This window comes from Ensifer sp. CCNWLY38, from assembly GCF_037120565.1.
Lineage (GTDB): Bacteria > Pseudomonadota > Alphaproteobacteria > Rhizobiales > Rhizobiaceae > Ensifer > Ensifer adhaerens_H.
On the sequence record NZ_JBBBBO010000015.1, the window covers coordinates 125,198 to 142,341 of the forward strand.

At 62.9% G+C, this 17,144-nt stretch carries 13 protein-coding genes; 6 read left to right on the top strand and 7 right to left on the bottom strand.

Annotation, left to right across the window (positions count from 1 at the left end):
* Positions 1 to 221: 221 nt before the first annotated feature.
* Genes V7S54_RS27790 through V7S54_RS27810 form a run of 5 tightly spaced genes read right to left on the bottom strand, consistent with a single transcriptional unit; the run spans position 222 to position 5,682 of the window.
* Positions 222 to 1,433, bottom strand: a complete 1,212-nt coding sequence (locus tag V7S54_RS27790; protein WP_065373720.1) for a molybdopterin molybdotransferase MoeA — start codon at positions 1,431 to 1,433, stop codon at positions 222 to 224.
* A gap of 4 nt (positions 1,434 to 1,437) precedes the next feature.
* Positions 1,438 to 1,926 (bottom strand): cyclic pyranopterin monophosphate synthase MoaC, encoded by a 489-nt coding sequence (gene moaC, locus V7S54_RS27795; protein ID WP_065373719.1) that lies wholly within the window; start codon positions 1,924 to 1,926, stop codon positions 1,438 to 1,440.
* On the bottom strand, positions 1,926 to 2,741 hold the full coding sequence (trpC, locus tag V7S54_RS27800) for an indole-3-glycerol phosphate synthase TrpC (RefSeq protein WP_065373718.1): 816 nt from the start codon (positions 2,739 to 2,741) through the stop codon (positions 1,926 to 1,928). The genes moaC and trpC overlap by 1 nt, the downstream gene beginning before the upstream one ends.
* A 16-nt stretch (positions 2,742 to 2,757) precedes the next feature.
* A complete protein-coding gene (gene trpD / locus V7S54_RS27805) occupies positions 2,758 to 3,771 on the bottom strand; it encodes an anthranilate phosphoribosyltransferase (RefSeq protein WP_065373717.1) in 1,014 nt (337 codons plus the stop codon).
* Positions 3,772 to 3,789: 18 nt separating this feature from the next.
* Positions 3,790 to 5,682 (bottom strand): peptidylprolyl isomerase, encoded by a 1,893-nt coding sequence (locus V7S54_RS27810; RefSeq protein ID WP_065373716.1) that lies wholly within the window; start codon positions 5,680 to 5,682, stop codon positions 3,790 to 3,792.
* Between the two features lie 350 nt (positions 5,683 to 6,032).
* Here V7S54_RS27810 and V7S54_RS27815 point away from each other — a divergent pair, with 350 nt between their 5' ends.
* Positions 6,033 to 7,679: a Na/Pi cotransporter family protein gene (locus V7S54_RS27815; RefSeq protein WP_065373715.1), complete on the top strand. Its 1,647-nt coding sequence runs from the start codon at positions 6,033 to 6,035 to the stop codon at positions 7,677 to 7,679.
* 10 nt (positions 7,680 to 7,689) lie between these two features.
* On the opposite strand, the gene V7S54_RS27820 is transcribed toward V7S54_RS27815, so the two are convergent.
* The gene (locus V7S54_RS27820) at positions 7,690 to 9,456 is read right to left on the bottom strand and encodes a hypothetical protein (RefSeq protein ID WP_065373714.1); all 1,767 of its coding nucleotides are present in this window, start codon (positions 9,454 to 9,456) and stop codon (positions 7,690 to 7,692) included.
* A 243-nt stretch (positions 9,457 to 9,699) separates the two neighbouring features.
* Between V7S54_RS27820 and glmU the strand changes: the two genes are divergently transcribed.
* From glmU to V7S54_RS27840, 4 genes are all read left to right on the top strand, one after another.
* Positions 9,700 to 11,070 carry a bifunctional UDP-N-acetylglucosamine diphosphorylase/glucosamine-1-phosphate N-acetyltransferase GlmU gene (gene glmU / locus V7S54_RS27825; RefSeq protein WP_336409421.1) on the top strand — a complete coding sequence of 457 codons (1,371 nt, stop codon included), beginning with the start codon at positions 9,700 to 9,702 and terminating at the stop codon, positions 11,068 to 11,070.
* A gap of 249 nt (positions 11,071 to 11,319) precedes the next feature.
* Complete coding sequence (gene glmS, locus V7S54_RS27830; protein WP_065373712.1) at positions 11,320 to 13,146, top strand: glutamine--fructose-6-phosphate transaminase (isomerizing); 1,827 nt, start codon at positions 11,320 to 11,322, stop codon at positions 13,144 to 13,146.
* A complete protein-coding gene (locus V7S54_RS27835) occupies positions 13,146 to 13,643 on the top strand; it encodes a GNAT family N-acetyltransferase (RefSeq protein WP_065373765.1) in 498 nt (165 codons plus the stop codon). The genes glmS and V7S54_RS27835 overlap by 1 nt, the downstream gene beginning before the upstream one ends.
* 18 nt (positions 13,644 to 13,661) lie before the next feature.
* A complete protein-coding gene (locus tag V7S54_RS27840; RefSeq protein WP_065373711.1) occupies positions 13,662 to 14,351 on the top strand; it encodes a DUF502 domain-containing protein in 690 nt (229 codons plus the stop codon).
* A 47-nt stretch (positions 14,352 to 14,398) separates the two neighbouring features.
* Here V7S54_RS27840 and recG read toward each other — a convergent pair whose 3' ends face one another.
* A complete protein-coding gene (recG, locus tag V7S54_RS27845) occupies positions 14,399 to 16,504 on the bottom strand; it encodes an ATP-dependent DNA helicase RecG (RefSeq protein ID WP_065373710.1) in 2,106 nt (701 codons plus the stop codon).
* A 329-nt stretch (positions 16,505 to 16,833) separates the two neighbouring features.
* On the opposite strand from recG, the gene V7S54_RS27850 reads away from it, so the two are divergent.
* Positions 16,834 to 17,139: an FAD assembly factor SdhE gene (locus V7S54_RS27850; RefSeq protein ID WP_065373709.1), complete on the top strand. Its 306-nt coding sequence runs from the start codon at positions 16,834 to 16,836 to the stop codon at positions 17,137 to 17,139.
* The last annotated feature ends 5 nt before the right edge of the window (positions 17,140 to 17,144 follow it).

A 17,144-nucleotide genomic window follows, 5' to 3' on the forward strand; every position in this document is an offset into this window, starting at 1 on the left:
CAAAAGGCCGGGCTAAACCCGACCTTTTTTCCAGATCACCGCGGGTCCGCTAGTACATCCGTAGTCGGAGGTCCTCGGCGATGATCAAGTAGCTTCCTTGTACAGAGCTATGATGTCGGCGCCATGACACCAGCCACGGCTCCGTAGCAGAAATGAGTCCGTCCAATATCGGCGACGCTTCGCCCGCAGTCCGCGGATGCCAGCAGAATTGATGGAGCGGTTCAGCGAAGCCTGAGGATGTCGCAGGATGCGCCCTCGGGTGCTTCTGCAGCGTGCGGCCGGCGCACGATGAGGCAGTCGGACTGGGCAAAGGCTTTCATCATCGACGAGTCCTGCCGCGAGAACGGATGGGCAATAAGGTCACCATCCTCACCCTTAGTGAGCCGCGCGCGCACGTAGTCCTGCCTGACGTCGTTGGCTGGCAGCGGGCTCGCAAGCCGGGCGGTCGCGATACGCGCGCGGGACGGCAGTCGTGCGAGCTTGCGTGTCAGCGGCTCCAGGAACAGCAGCGCGCAAACGAGGCTCGATACCGGATTGCCGGGGAGGCCGAGCACGGTCGTACCTCCAAGCTTGCCCACCATCAGCGGCTTTCCCGGCCGCATGGCGATGCGCCAGAAGTCGAGCGTCATGCCGCAGGAAAGTAGCGTTGCCTGAACCAGGTCATGGTCGCCGACCGACGCGCCGCCGAGCGTGACAATCACGTCGACATCGGCGGCCTGAGCCCGCGCGATCTGGTCGGCGATTGCCTGCTGGTCGTCAGCGACAATGCCAAGATCGATGATCTCCGCGCCATTGTCGCGCGCGATTGCCCCGACGCCGAAGCTGTTCGAGGCGATGATCTGGTCCGGCCCCGGCTTGCTCCCTGGAGGCAGAAGCTCGTCGCCGGTCGCAAGGATTGCGATCTTCGGCCGCTTGAAAACGGGGAGACTCGCGTGGTTCATGCCGGCGGCCAGTGTCAGCCGCCCGGCATCGAGTACGTCGCCAGCGGATAGCGTCTTTTCGTCCCGAGCGAAGTCCTGTCCGGCCAAGCGGATATGGCGGCCCTTGCCGGGCACGAACTTGGTGCGGATCCGGTGTTCCGGCCGGCGCTCGGTATCTTCCTGGATGATCACCGTATCGGCACCGGCGGGCAGGGGTGCTCCAGTGAAGATGCGGACGGCCTCTCCGGGCCCCACCTCTCCCATGAAGCCATGGCCGGCAGCCGATTGGCCGATCACAATAAGTTCCGCGCCAACGGTCTCGATATCCTGATGGCGAACCGCATAACCGTCCATCGCCGAATTGTCGAAGGCGGGATGGGTGACGAGTGCCGAGATATCCTCGGCAAGGACGCGGCCGACAGCGTCGTGAAGATCGACACGCTCTGTCAGTGGTCTCGGGGTTGCGTTGCCAAGAATTCGGTCGAGCGCATCTTCGACGGACAGCAGCGACATGACCTCAGTTCCCTTCGCGCCGAAAGTCGCCGGACCGACCGCCGGACTTGCTGACCACCCGGATCCCGCCGATCTCCATTTCGCGGTCGGCGGCCTTCGCCATATCGTAGATGGTAAGACACGCGACGCTCACAGCCGTCAACGCTTCCATCTCGACGCCCGTACGGCCGGTGAGTTTGGCGAGTGCCTCGACCCGGAGCCCGGGAAGCGTGGGGTCGGGCGTGATGTCGACGGCAACCTTCGTCAGCATCAGCGGGTGGCAGAGCGGGATGAGATTGGCGGTCTGCTTGGCGGCCATGATGCCGGCGAGCCGCGCCGTGCCGATGACGTCGCCCTTCTTCGCATCGCCTTCGAGAATGAGCGTCAGCGTTTCCGCCTTCATGCGCACATGGCCCTCGGCGACCGCAATGCGCACCGTCTCGGCCTTGTCGCCGACATCCACCATGTTCGCTTCGCCGCTGCCACCAAGATGCGTGAGCGTCGGCTTACCCATCACTCGGCCGCCAACGTGTTTGCAGCGCCGGTCAGCAGGGTACGCGTGGCCGCTTCCACATCGCTCTTGCGCATCAGGCTTTCGCCGACGAGGAAGGTGGTGATGCCGCTCTTTTCCAGGCGCTGGCAATCCTCATGGGTGAAGATGCCGCTTTCGCCGACCAGCAGCCGGTCGGAAGGGACCATGCCTGCTAGCTGCTCCGAGACGGCGAGGTCGACCTCGAAGGTGCGCAAATTGCGGTTGTTGATGCCGACGAGGGGGGAGGCGAGCTTGAGCGCCCGTTCCATTTCCTCGGCGTCGTGCACTTCGATCAGCACATCCATACCAAGCTCGAAGGCCGCATCTTCAAGCCGGCGGGCGTCGTCGTCGCTGAGCGAAGCCATGATCAGCAGGATGCAGTCCGCGCCCCAGGCCCGGGCCTCGAACACCTGGTAGCTGTCGAACATGAAGTCCTTGCGCAGTGCCGGCAGGCCGCTGGCCGCACGTGCGGCTTCCAGGAAGGCCGGTGCACCTTGAAAGCTCGGCGCATCCGTGAGTACCGAGAGACAGGCGGCACCACCCGCTTCGTAGGCCCTGGCAAGCGCCGGCGGGTCGAAGTCCGGGCGAATGAGCCCCTTGGATGGGCTTGCCTTCTTGATCTCCGCGATCAGCCCGAATGTGCCGGCAGCCCTGCGCGCGGTGAGCGCGGCGTGAAAACCGCGCGGCGCAGACTGTTCGGCGATACGCGCCTTGAGTTCGGAAAGCGGCGTCTGTGCTTTCGCGGCTGCGATCTCGTCGCGCTTGTAGGCTTCGATCTTGCGCAGGATATCCGTCATCGTTGCCGATCCTTCCTCAAGCCGCGTTCGAAACGCTGATCAGGCGCTGCAGCGCCATCTTGGCGCCGCCGCTCGAAAGCGACTGGCGGGCGATTGCCATACCCTCGCCGAGGTCTTTCGCCCGTCCGGCTATCATCAGCGATGCGGCTGCATTGGCAAGGGAAATGTCCCGGTACGGGTTCTCAGCGCCATCGAGCACGGCCTGGAGCGCAACGGCATTGTGCGCGCCGTCGCCACCCTTCAGTACATCGAGCGTCACCGTCGGAAGGCCGAAATCGGCCGGCGTCAGCGTGAAAGTCGAGATCTTGCCGTCTTCGAGGGCAGCGACCTGCGTCGTCCCGGTCGTGGTGATCTCGTCGAGGCCTTCGCCGTGAACGACCCAGACATTTTTGGAACCGAGATCGCGCAGCACCTCCGCGAGCGGCTGCACCCACTGCGGCGCATAGACGCCGACCAGCTGTCGCTTGACGCCCGCCGGATTGGAGAGCGGGCCGAGCAGGTTGAAGATCGTGCGCGTGCCAAGCTCCACCCGCGTTGGGCCGACGTGGCGCATTGCCGAATGATGCTGCTGTGCGAACATGAAGCCGACGCCCGCCTCGCGAATGCACTGCGAGATAGCTTCGGGACCAATGTCGAGCTTGACGCCGAGGCACGAGAGCGCGTCGGCGGTGCCCGACTTCGAGCTCAGCGCGCGGTTGCCGTGCTTGGCGACGGGTACGCCGGCGCCGGCGACGATGAGCGAAGCGAGCGTCGAGATGTTGTAGGTGCCGGCGCCGTCGCCGCCGGTTCCGACGATATCGATGGCATCATCTGGTGCATCGACCGGCAGCATGCGGGCACGCATGGCGCCGACCGCGCCGACGATCTCATCGACCGTTTCGCCGCGCACGCGCAGCGCCATCAGGAAGCCACCGATCTGCGATGGCGTCGCGGCCCCCGACATGATGATTTCGAAAGCGGCACGCGCGTCTTCGCGGTTCAGCGCCTCACGGGCGGCCACCTTGGCGACGAATGGCTTCAGATCACTCATCGTTTGTTTCCTCGAAGCCTATCGTTGCGCAATTGCGGTTTCGCCGAGCGTCTGGTTGATCGTCACGCCATAGGCGGCCTGCAGCGTGGCGACCATTTGATCGACAATATCTGCACCGCTGACGCTGGCCAAAGCCTCGATCTGACGGCTATCGTCCTGCAGGGCATCCGTCGGGCCGCCATCCTCGACCGCCGTCACCTGCAAGAGCACCTGTCCCTCGCCACCGATGCCGGCAGCGTTGGTGACAAAACCGTTCGGGCCCGAGAAGGCAGCGACGACAGCCGCCGGGCTAAGGGCGGCGTCCGAAGTGGAGCGCATCAGGCCGGACTTCGTTTCGACGGCGAGGCCGAGTTCATTGGCAATGTCGGCAAGCTTTGCGCCCTGCGCGAGACGCTGCTTCAGCTCACCGGCCTTCTTGGCAAGTGCTGCGCGCTGCTGTTCGGCCATCCAGTCGGCGCCGACTTCGTCGCGAGCCTCGTCCAGCGTGCGATCACGCGCAGGGGTAACTTCATCGAGGTCGAACCAGACATAGCCGTCGCGGCCGACATTCACCGGCAGGGTTTCTGCGCCGACGTCCGCTTTGAAGACTTCCTGCAGGAGGGCTGCCTGCTCCGGCAGACCGGCAACGTCGTCGCCGTTCTTGTCCTTGCCGGTTGCATCGATCGCATCGATGGTCACCAGCTTCAGCTTGAGCTGGTCGGCCACTTCCTTGATCGGAGCCCCGGAAGCGCGCTCGTCCTCGATCTTGTCGTGGAGGCGCATGACTTCTTCGCTCGCCGTGGAAAGCGCGATGTCCTTGCGCAGCTCTTCCTTGACTTCGTCGAAGCTGCGCACCGCTTCCGGCCGGATATTCGTCACGCGGAGAATGACCGGGCCGAAGGCGCCGTCGACCACCGGAGATACGCCGCCGTCTGCGGCAACCGCGAAGGCCGCCTCGGCGACCTTGGCATCAGGCACGCGATCCCTAGAGAATTCGCCGAGAAGAACGTCCGCCGAGGTCTTGCCTTCGGCCTTCACCAGATCGTCGAAGCTCGTGCCGGAGGAGAGCTTCGCCGCTGCGGCGTCAGCCGCTGCACGCGAGGGGAAGGTAAGCTGCTCGATGGTCCGCGTCGCAACGGTGCGGAAGCTGTCCTTACGCCGGTCATACTCGGTGCGCATCTCATCTTCCGTGACGGCTGCGGTGTCGGCGACGTCGACCGGCTCGAGCTTTACATAGCTGACCTTGCGGTATTCGGGGGCGCGGTAGTTTGCCTTGCGGCTATCGTACCAGGGCGTCAGCACGTCGTCGCCCGGTGCCTTCACAGCGTCGATATTGGCGTTCGAGAGCAGCAGGTAGTCGACCGTCCGCTTTTCGTGGCGGTAGGCGCCGATCGCGTCGGTCAGCACCTTGGGAGCGGCATAGCCGTCCGAGAGTGCATCGACGATCTGCGAACGGATCGCGGTCTGGCTCTGGCTGTTGATGTAGTCCTGTTCGCGCAGGCCGGCGTTGCGCAGAACGCTGGAGAACGTCAGACGATCGAACTGGCCGTTGACGCTGTGGAACGCCGGATCGTCGGCGATCAGCTTGGCCAGCCGGTCCTGCGACAGGCCGAGGTTCATGTCGTCTGCAAGCTGGTCGAGAGCAGCACCGGCGACGACCTGCGAATAGACCCGTTGTTCGATGCCGAAGGCGCGTGCCTGTTGCGGCGTCAGCCGCGTGCCGAGTTGGCGGGAGGCCTGAGCCAGCATGGTTTCATAGGTGAGCCGGAACTCCGGCGCCTTGACCTTGACGTCGCCGACGACCACCACCGCATCCGATTGGTTCGTCATCGTCAGAGATGAGCCGCCCCACACCATGAACGACAGCACGAGAATGACTAGCAGGCCTTTGACAACCCAGGTCTGGGCGGCAGTTCTCAGGAATTCGAGCATGGGGGCAGAAACCTCGTTGCAATGCGGCGGCCATTGGCCAAACGAATTCGTTCCTTAAAACAAACGAAACAGGAAATGAAGGGTCGTTTGCCGCAAATTGCGCGCACTCACGGGATCGTTGGTCGATCCCGATCGCCCGGTTTTCAGTGCTTGCCACCGGCGCATAGCAGCGCGCGCGTGAAATCGCCGGTCCGCCCGCCAACCCATCGGGCGCGCGCGGTACAATCCATGTCGGATTCGTTAGCCGGCAATCGAAAATTATCTGTCAGATTGTGTCGAATACGCCTTGGAACTGTGGTTCTGTTGCAAGGTAAGGGGCGATTCTGAAGACCCCCGCAGGAAGGCATGCCATGCAGTCGACAATCGTGATGGTCAATCTTTTTGGAGCAGTCGCACTGCTGCTCTTCGGCCTGTCGCTCGTCAAGGATGGCGTGACACGCGCCTTCGGTGCGCGCTTGCGCGCCGGTCTTGCGCAAGGAACCAATGGGGCCGTGCGCTCTTTCGCGACCGGACTTGTCGCGACGCTGGCCCTGCAGAGCTCGACGGCCACCGCGTTGATGACCGCTTCCTTCGTGGAGAAGGGGCTCGTGCGCTCGCGCATGGCGCAGATCGTGCTTCTCGGCGCCAATGTCGGGACAGCCATGACCGCCTGGATCGTCGCGACCGGCATCGAGTGGCTGTCGCCGCTCGTGATCCTCGTCGGCGTGGTTCTGCACCGTGCCAGCCGCTCGAACGCCCGCCAGGGTCTCGGGGCGGCCCTTGTCGGCATCGGCCTCATGCTGCTGTCGTTGCATCTGCTGGGCTCGGCGACCGAGCCGATGCGCGATTCTCCGGCGCTTGCGGCGTTCCTTGGCATGCTCGACAGCGCCTGGCCCGTCGCGCTCATCATATCTGCCGGGCTTGCCTTCGCTTCGTCTTCCAGCCTGGCGGTCGTCATGCTGGTCCTGTCGCTTTCGTCCGCGGGCATTCTCACGGTGGGGCTGACGGTGGCGCTGGTGCTTGGCGCGAATCTGGGAGGAGCGATCCCGCCGGTCATGGCGACGCTGGCTTCTGCCCCGTCCGCGCGGCGCGTCACCCTCGGCAATCTCGTCATTCGTGCGGTTGGCTGTTTGATCGCGCTGCCGCTGACCAGCATGAGCGTCGAGTTCCTGCAGAGCCTGCCGCTGCCGCGCCAGAACCTGCCCGTCGATATCCACCTTGCCTTCAATCTCGCCGTCGCGATCCTCGCCTGGCCTTTTGCCGGTCTATTGTCGCAACTGATGGTCCGCTTCATTCCCGATACGGAGACGGAAGAGAGCGGGCCGCGCTATCTCGATGAAAACGCCCTTCATACGCCGGTCATGGCGCTTTCCGGAGCGACCCGGGAGGTGCTGCGCGTGGGCGACCTGGTCGAGATGATGCTGATGCGCGCAGCCAATGCCTTCGAGAACAACGATCTCTCCGGTATTCGCGACATCGCCAAGTTCGAAAAACAGGTCGACCAGCTACAACAGGAAGTGAAGATCTTCCTGTCTCGGCTCGGGCGCGATGGCTTGAGCCAGGAAGACGGCCGGCGCTCGATCGTCATTATCGACTACGCCATCAATCTCGAGCATATGGGCGACATCATCGAGAAGGGGCTTTGCGAGGAGATCGCCAAGAAGGTCAACAACGGTCTGAAGTTCTCGGAGGAGGGCTATCAGGAGCTGAAAAGCCTGTTCAATCTTACGATCGACAATCTTCGCGTCGCCCAATCCATCTTCGTCAGCCGCAATGCCGATCTCGCCCGCCAGCTCATCGAGGTGAAGGTGAGCGTTCGCCACATGGAGAAGCGCTCGGCCGAGCGGCACATCGAGCGCCTGCGCGACGGGCTGGTTCAAAGCCTGCAGACCAGTTCGCTGCATCTCGACATGCTGCGCGATCTCAAGCGCGTCAACGCGCATATCGCGTCCGTCGCCTATCCGATCCTGGAGGAGAGCGGGCTGTTGACCGAAAGCCGTCTCCGGCCCGAAGCCTGATCGTCAGATTTCAAGAGCCGCCAGCGGCAGGCGCCGCGGCCTTTAGTTCGTTGCGGATGAAGGCGTCATAGCATTTCGTCAGCACCACTCGGGTGTGGCCCGGTTCAAGGCTCGGCTGATAGAGCGAAAGCAGCATGCGGTTTACGTTGGTGACCGGACAAGTCGGCACGAGCGCGATGTCGAGTGAGCGGATGGCGGCGCGGACATTTTCGTCCGGCGGAGGGACTGCGCGGAACGGATCGGCACCGATGGCGACATGTTCCGGGGCGCGGCGATCCATCAGCCACGGAAACGGATTGGTGAAATCGATGTTGAGGATCGTCTCGAAACGCACGCCGTTTGCCGCTTCATAGGTATGCATCGCATCGATGGCTTCATCCACATTCGTCAGCCAGCCGGCCTGGAAGTCGAAATCGCTGTAAAGCAGGAAAGACGGCAGTTCGCCGGCATCCGCCAAGGCGTCGAATGTGGGGCGATGCGCCGCATAGATATCGCGCAGGCGCTCCGCGCGCACTGCGAGAATCGGCCGGAGATTGACTGCCCCCATCGTTTTGAGGTTTCGGCTCTCGAGCGGCACATTGTTGACGGCGCCGATCCAGGCGCGAGCGCTCTTTTGAACAATGGCGGTGACCGGCGGCAGGGCGGCCGCCAGGGCAAGAATGGCCACAGTGATCGCACGTGGCTTGGGCGCGGCACCGCTGACCTCGTCGACAACGACCTTGAGCAGCAAAGGCAGCAGAAAGATAAAGGCCTGGCTGCCGGTGTTCTGGCTTTCGAAAAGAATGCCGGCGAAAGCGAAGGCAGCCAACCAAAGGAACGATTGGTCGAAGACGTCCGCGAGTGCCGATGCAGAGGGGGAGCCGCCAAGCTGTCGCAGGGACCGCGCAAAGGATCGAAGGTGCACCACGAAGAGCACCAGCGCGAGCAGTCCGGCCGGAATCAGCAGGCCGGCATTGAGCGACGCTGCCTGCAGCAGGCGCGGCAACAGGCTGCCGTCATTGACGGCCAGCAGCGCAAGGATGTCGTCGATATAGGCAGACACCGCGCCCATCGAAATCTCGACCACGCCCAGCACGGCGAAGAACAGCAACGCTGCGGCTATCGCTGATTTGAAGGGGATACGGCCTGCGGCAAATGCCATCAGGCAAAGAACCGTGCCGGCGACAACGCCTGTGATCTTCACGAAGAAGAGAGCTGCCATCGCCGCCGCAACGACGAACACGAGAATACGTCGGTCGCGAACATGAACCAATACCGCTGCCAGCACGTAGAGGAGCTGGCAGACCTGCCGGTTGTAAATACCAAAGCCGTCGGAACCGGGGTAAGGGTAGAAATCGCCGGTGTTGAACGGTAGGCCCGAGAAGACCAGGAACGGCAGCAGGGTCGCATAGGCAAGGAGCGCCGAGCGCTTTTGCATGTCGAAGACGACGAGCGCCATCATCGGCCCGGTGACGACAAGCAGACACCAACTCGCGATCAGCAATGGTTGGCCGTCGGGGAAGATGGCCTGCAGACCAGCGAAAAGGTAGTAGCCAAGCGCGCCGACGGGCGTGAAGAAGTCGACTGACGGCACTTGCCCGTCTCGTATGCGGTCGGCGGCATCGAGATAGAGATAGTGATCCCAGAACATCGGGCCGATCGGTTGCGGGATCGTGATGGAGAGCAGGAACGCGAGCACGCCGAGGGTGACGACAAGCAGGAACAACGGTGAGCGGAGAAAGGTAAGGGCCACGCTCGCCTGTCGTGCCTGTACATCCAGTTCGGTGCGGCTATGCATTTGCGGTTTCGTTCCCCTGGGGAGCGATGCACCCGCACTGCTTGCTGACACAGGCTCCGCGCCTTCTTATGCCATCATCCGGTTTTAAGCCGGTTAATGCGACGTGATTGTGCGAATTATGCTTCTCGCAATATCTTAGAGATACCACAGCGCCGAATCGTGCGTGTTTTGTACATAAGGCGATTTCGATTTAAGAAATTGTGCAGGAGGCGTTGGCCTCGGAAAGACCAAGGAGACTGTTGTATGGAACGGACGTGCCTGGCCATCATTCTGGCTGCGGGTGAAAGCACGCGGATGAAATCGTCCATGTCGAAGGTGCTGCATCCGGTCGCTGGCCGGCCAATGATCGCCCATGTCGTCCAGGCGCTGGCAAGCGCTTCGATTTCCGATATCGCCCTGGTGGTCGGTCGTGATGCGGAATCGGTCTCGGCGGCGGCCGATGTCGGCGGCGTGTCGGTCTCTTCCTACCTGCAGAAGGAACGGCTGGGCACGGGTCATGCAGTGCTGGCCGCCCGTGACGCCATAGCGAAAGGCTATGACGATATTCTCGTCGTCTTCGGTGATACGCCGCTGATCACGCCGGAGCCGCTGAAGGCCGCCCGTGATGGCCTTGCCGCCGGCAACGACGTGGTGGTGATCGGCTTCGAGGCGGCGGATCCGAGCGGGTATGGACGTCTGATCGTCAAGGACGGTGCCTTGCTCGCCATCCGCGAACACAAGGATGCGACCGAAGAAGAGCGCCGCATCACCTATTGCAACGGCGGACTGATGGCGATCGGCGGCCGCAAGGCGCTCGATCTGCTCGGGCGCATCGGAAACGCCAACGTCAAGGGCGAATATTACCTGACGGATCTCGTGGAGATCGTGCGCGAGATCGGCGGACGGGCGATCGCCGTCGAGGCGCCCGAGGAGGAACTGACCGGCTGCAACACACGCGCCGAACTCGCCTTCATCGAACGGCTCTGGCAGCAGCGGCGGCGCCACGAGCTGATGTTGTCGGGCGTATCGATGATTGCGCCGGAAACGGTGTTCCTCGCCTGGGATACCGTGCTTGAGCAGGATGTACTGATCGAGCCGAATGTCGTCTTCGGTCCCGGCGCGCGCGTCGAGAGCGGCGCGATCATCCACGCTTTCTCGCATGTCGAGGGCGCGACGGTGCGGGCAGGGGCGACAGTTGGCCCCTTTGCCCGACTGCGCCCGGGCGCCGATCTCGGCGAAAAGTCGAAGGTCGGCAATTTCTGCGAGGTCAAGAAGGCGGAGATCGGCGCTGGCGCCAAGGTCAACCACCTGACCTATATCGGCGACGCCTTCGTTGGTGCGGGTTCCAACATCGGGGCCGGTACCATCACCTGCAACTATGATGGCGTGAACAAGCATGAGACCCGGATCGGCGAAAATGCCTTCATCGGGTCGAACTCGTCGTTGGTCGCACCGGTGACGATCGGTGATGGGGCTTTGGTTGCCTCGGGCAGCGTGATTACCGAGGACGTTCCGGCAGATGCCGTTGCCTTCGGCCGCGCGCGCCAGGAGATCAAGCCGGGTCGGGCGCGCCTGCTGCGCGAGCGCTACCAGGCTGTGAAGGCGGCCAAGAAAGCCGCGAAAACGGCCGAGTAGATCTACAGCGCCGCGCGCCTTATCGGATGCGCAAAGGTCGCTGTAGGGTTTTGATTGCTGCAGGTTTTCTTGATTGAATCGGCTGCGATTCAAGGAAGCCTGCAGAGCGTTAAATACTGAAACCGAAAGTGAAATCGGGGCGGATTGCCTCGCCCGACAAATGCTTTACCAAGGCAGCGCAACGGGCGGGACATCCGCCCTCATCGGCTGACGCGCCACGACGGGCGCCGGGAAAAATCGGAGACGACTATGTGCGGTATTGTTGGCATCGTTGGCAATCAGCCGGTATCGGAGCGTCTGGTCGATGCGCTGAAGCGCCTCGAATACCGCGGCTACGATTCCGCCGGCGTCGCGACCATCAATGGCGGAGCGTTGGAGCGCCGGCGCGCCGAGGGCAAGCTCGTCAATCTCGAGATCCGACTTCGCGAAGAGCCGCTCGCCGGCACGATCGGCATTGCCCATACCCGTTGGGCAACGCACGGCGCGCCGACCGAGCGCAACGCGCACCCGCACTTCACCGACGGCGTCGCCGTCGTCCACAACGGCATCATCGAGAACTTTGCCGAACTGAAGGACGAACTGATCGCCGCTGGCGCCACGTTCGCGACGGACACCGACACCGAGGTCGTGGCACATCTGCTCTCCAGGTTCCGCCGCGAGGGCCTTGGCCGGCGTGAGGCGATGCATGCGATGCTGAAACGGGTCACCGGCGCCTATGCGCTCGCCGTGCTCTTTGAGGACGACCCGTCGACGATCATGGCGGCGCGCAACGGTCCGCCGCTGGCGATCGGCCACGGCAAGGGCGAGATGTTCCTCGGCTCCGACGCGATCGCGCTTGCGCCCTTCACCAACGAGATCACCTATCTGATCGACGGCGACTGGGCGGTGATCGGCGTAAACGGCGTGCATATCTTCGATCTCGCCGGCAATGCCGTCGATCGGCCGCGGCAGATCTCGTCGGCTGCCGCCTATATGATCGACAAGGGCAACCACCGGCACTTCATGGAAAAGGAGATCTATGAGCAGCCGGAGGTGATCGCGCACGCGCTCAGCCACTACATCGACTTTGCCGACAACCGCATCAAGGCACTCGCCGGCACGATCGATTTTGCCACGGTTCCAAGCCTGGCGATCTCCGCCTGCGGCACCGCCTATCTCGCCGGCCTCGTCGGCAAATACTGGTTCGAGCGTTATGCCCGCCTGCCGGTGGAAATCGACGTCGCTTCCGAGTTCCGCTATCGCGAAATCCCGTTGTCGCCGCAGTCGGCAGCACTGTTCATCTCGCAGTCGGGCGAAACCGCCGACACGCTTGCCTCGCTGCGCTACTGCAAGGAGCTGGGCTTAAAGATCGGCGCCGTCGTCAATACCCGTGAATCGACGATCGCACGCGAGTCCGATGCCGTGTTCCCGATCCTCGCCGGTCCGGAGATCGGTGTGGCCTCCACCAAGGCCTTCACCTGCCAGCTTGCGGTGCTGGCGTCGCTGGCGATCGGCGCCGGCCGTGCCCGCGGCACGGTCAGTGCAGACGAGGAGCAGGTGCTGGTTCGCTGCCTCTCGGAAATGCCGCGCATCATGGGCCAGGTGCTGAACGCCATCCAGGCGCAGATCGAGCAATTGTCGCACCAGCTCGCCAAGTGCGACGATGTGCTCTATCTCGGCCGCGGCACCAGCTTCCCGCTGGCGATGGAAGGCGCGCTGAAGCTCAAGGAGATCTCCTATATCCACGCCGAAGGTTATGCCGCCGGCGAGCTGAAGCATGGACCGATCGCGTTGATCGACGAAAACATGCCGGTCATCGTCATTGCGCCGCATGACCGCTTCTATGAGAAGACGGTTTCCAACATGCAGGAAGTGGCCGCGCGCGGCGGCCGGATCATCCTGATCACCGACGAGAAGGGGGCTGCCGCCTCGAAGCTCGAAACGATGGCGACGATCGTGCTGCCGAACGTCGACGAGATCATCGCGCCGATGATCTTTTCGCTGCCAATCCAGTTGCTTGCCTACCACACGGCGGTGTTCATGGGCACCGACGTCGACCAGCCCCGCAACCTCGCCAAATCGGTGACCGTAGAGTGATCTACGTCCGGCATGAGCGCCCAGGAGATGAGAAGGGGATCCGCGAGGTAACCGCGGCCGCCTTCGAAGGGCATCCGCACAGTGATCAGAGCGAGCCCCTCATCATCGAACGCCTGCGCGAAGCCGGGGCGCTGAGCATGTCGTTGGTTGCCGAGATGAACGACGAGATTGTCGGGCATGTCGCCTTCTCGCCCGTCACTCTGACGCCGGCAGAATCCGGCTGGTTCGGGCTTGGGCCAGTGTCGGTCAAGCCGGACGTTCAGGCACAGGGCATCGGCAGGCAATTGATCCGCGAGGGGCTCGAATGGCTGCGTGCGGAGGGCGCTTCCGGCTGCGTCGTCGTCGGCGATCCTGCCTATTATCAAAAGTTCGGTTTCCGCAACGAATCGGCTCTTGTATTCCCCGGTTGTGCGCCGCAATATTTCATGGCGCTGGCTCTTTCCGGCGCGATGGCGGCGGGCACGGTCGCCTATCATCCGGCCTTCGGGGTGGAGTGAGGTTAAGACGGAAGAAGCATGACGGAACACTCAAAACGCGGCTATATCGGCACCCGGCTGCGCAACTACTTCCTGACCGGCCTGATCATCTGCGCACCGGTGGCGATCACCGTTTGGCTCGTGCGCACGTTTATCGATTGGGCCGACGGTTGGGTGAAGCCGTATCTGCCGAATTTCTATAATCCGGACACCTATTCGCCCGTCGCCATTCCCGGCTTCGGGTTGCTCATCGCCATTTTCGTGATCACGTTCGTCGGCTTCATGACCGCAAACCTCGTCGGTCGGTCGATCGTGAACTTGGCCGAATCCCTCGTCAACCGCACACCGCTTGTCCGCACGATCTACAAATCCACCAAGCAGATTTTCCAGACGGTTCTGCAGGAGCAGTCGTCGTCCTTCAAGAAGGCCGGGTTGATCGAATATCCGAGCCCCGGCCTTTGGTCGCTCGTGTTCATCGCGACGGATGTGAAAGGCGAAATCGCAGCCAAGTTCGACGAGCGCGGCATGGATATGGTGGCGGTCTTTCTGCCGCCGACCCCGATCCCGACGGCCGGGTTCCTGCTATTTATCCCACGCGACAAGATCATCCCGCTCGAGATGAGTGCGGAAGACGCCGCCAAGCTGTTGATTTCCGGCGGTCTCGTGACGCCCGACTATAAGCCGCTTGCCAATGCACCGCTGAAAATCAACCAGCAGAAGACCGCCTGACATCGAGGCACACTTCGGGACGGAAACCGGCTCACGCTTTATCGCCTCTAGCCGGCGCGCAAGAAGCGGATCGCCTCGTCGCGTCGGTAGAGATAGAGCAGCGTCCGGAGTGCTTCGCCGCGTTCCGATGTCAGATCCGGGTCGCGCTCGATCACATAGGCGGCGTCCTTCCGCGCGATTTCCAACAGGTCGCCATGGGCTTCCAGGCTGGCGATGCGGAAGCCCGGCGTGCCCGACTGGCGCGTTCCGAGCAACTCGCCTTCGCCGCGCAGCTTCAGGTCTTCCTCCGCGATCAGGAAGCCGTCTTCGCTGTCGCGCAGGATCGAAAGCCGCGATCGGCCATTTTCGCTGAGCGGTCCCTTGTAGAGCAGGATGCAGGTCGAAGCCTCATCGCCCCGGCCGACGCGGCCGCGCAACTGATGAAGCTGGGCAAGGCCGAAGCGTTCCGCATGTTCGATCACCATGATCGTCGCATCGGGCACGTCGACGCCGACTTCCACGACGGTGGTGGCGACCAGCAAGCGGATCTCGCCGTTCTTGAAGGCGAGCATGACGCCATCTTTCTCCGCCCCATTCATGCGACCGTGTACGAGGCCGACAGTGTTGCCGAAGCGTTTGGCGAGGCCTTCGTACCTCTCTTCCGCCGACATGACGTCGACTGCCTCCGACTCCTCGACAAGCGGGCAGATCCAGTAGGCCTTCTTGCCTTCGCGAAGCGCTGCGTCCAACCGATCGACGATATCGCCGGTACGTTCCGTCGGGATCGTCACGGTCTGGATCGGCTTCCGCCCGGCAGGTTTCTCGGTCAGCTTCGAGACATCCATGTCGCCAAAGGCCGCGAGTACCAGCGTGCGCGGGATCGGCGTTGCCGTCATGACGAGCATATGCGGCGAGATTCCCTTGGCGGTCAGGCGCAGGCGCTGGTGCACGCCGAAACGATGCTGCTCGTCCACCACCGCCAGCGTCAGCTCCTTGTAGTTCACCGTATCCTGGAAAAGTGCGTGCGTGCCGATCACCATCCGCGTCTCGCCGGATGCGATGCGATCGAGAATGGCATCGCGTTCCTTGCCCTTGGTGCGGCCGGTCAGGACGTCAATCGTGATACCGGCCGGAGCGGCCATCCTGGCAAGGGTTGCATGGTGTTGCCGGGCGAGGATTTCGGTCGGTGCCATCAGCACGGCCTGGCCGCCGGATTCGACCGCTGCGAGCATCGCCATCAACGCCACCATCGTCTTGCCGGAGCCGACGTCGCCCTGCAGCAGCCGCAGCATGCGTTCGTTGCCTGCCATGTCCTTGAGGATATCGGCAATAGCCGTGGACTGGCTCGCCGTCAGCGAAAAGGGAAGGGCGTCGATGACCGGCCGGGAGAGAGCGCCGGTGGCGTGAACCGGAATACCCGCGACCTTGCGCAGACGTTGTCGGACCAGTGCCAATGACAGTTGCCCGGCAAGAAATTCGTCATAGGCCAGGCGGCGGCGCGCGGGTGCCTGGGGATCGATATCCGTTGCATCCCGGGGATCATGCAGCGCTCGGAAACTCTCGGCCGCACTGGCAAAGCCCTGCTTGGCGAGCAGCGCATCGTCCCCCCATTCCGGCATTTCCGGGACGCGCGCGACGGCCGCCTCGATCGACTTGCGCAATGTCCGGGGCGAAAGTCCGGCGGTCAGACCATAGACCGGTTCGACCAGCGGCAGGTTTTCCGCCTCGCTTGCGCGGACCGCGTAGTCCGGATGGACCATCGAAGGCCGGCCGTTGAACCAGTCGACCTTGCCGCTGACGATCACCGTCTCATCCACCGGCAGCGATTTCTCCAGCCAATTGCCCTTGACCCGGAAGTAGGTGAGCGCCAGTTCGCCGGTTTCGTCATGCAGGAAGACGCGATAGGGAAGATTGGGTTTCCCGCGCGGCGGCGGCTGGTGCCGATCGACCCGGCCGGTAATGGTGACGATCACCCCTTGCGGCGCATGGGCAATGCCGGGCTGCTGGCGACGGTCGATCAGCGAATGCGGCGCGTGGAAGACAAGATCGACGACACGGCAATCCTCGATCGTTTCACGACCGAGCAGCTTGGCATAGAGCTCGCCGATCTTCGGGCCGATGCCGGGAAGCGTGTCGAGCGGTGAGAAGAGCGGGTCGAGCAGGGCGGGACGCATGGTGATGAAATTGCGATGATAAATCGGGCTTTGGCAAGGCTGACAATCACCAATTCAGAGTTTATAGAGCCCATTGACGACAAACCGTAGCCTAGAGCGTCCCGCTTTCAAGTGGTATCACTGAAGGCGACAAGGTGCTCTGGAATCAAAGCGCTAGAGCGTCCTTCGCGTGTTCGTCCGAATGCGCGGCGCTCTCCTGCATGTTTCCCTTCTCCCTAAATCCAATCCGGTTTAGGGGCAAAAGCATGCAGCAATCTAAAGTGCTACAGCGACGTTCGTGCGCCTTGGAAGACGCGCGGCGCAGTAGCGGGCGGCAGGAAGGAATTTCCATGACTGGCATCTCACGCACCAGCGCCGATCTCGATCCGCGGCGACGGCGAATCCTGTTCCGCGCCTGGCATCGCGGCATCCGCGAGATGGACCTGATCCTCGGGCAGTTTGCAGAGGCCGAGCTTTCGGCGCTTTCCGAAGTGGAGCTAGATGAACTCGAGACGATCATGCGCGAAGAGGACAATGATCTCGTCAGGTGGATCACTGGAGAACAGCCGGTGCCCGCTCGCTATCAGACGCCGATGTTCGAGCGCATTGCCGCCTATCGTCCGGATTTCGACAAGCTTCCCGAAGGGATGAAATAGACCGA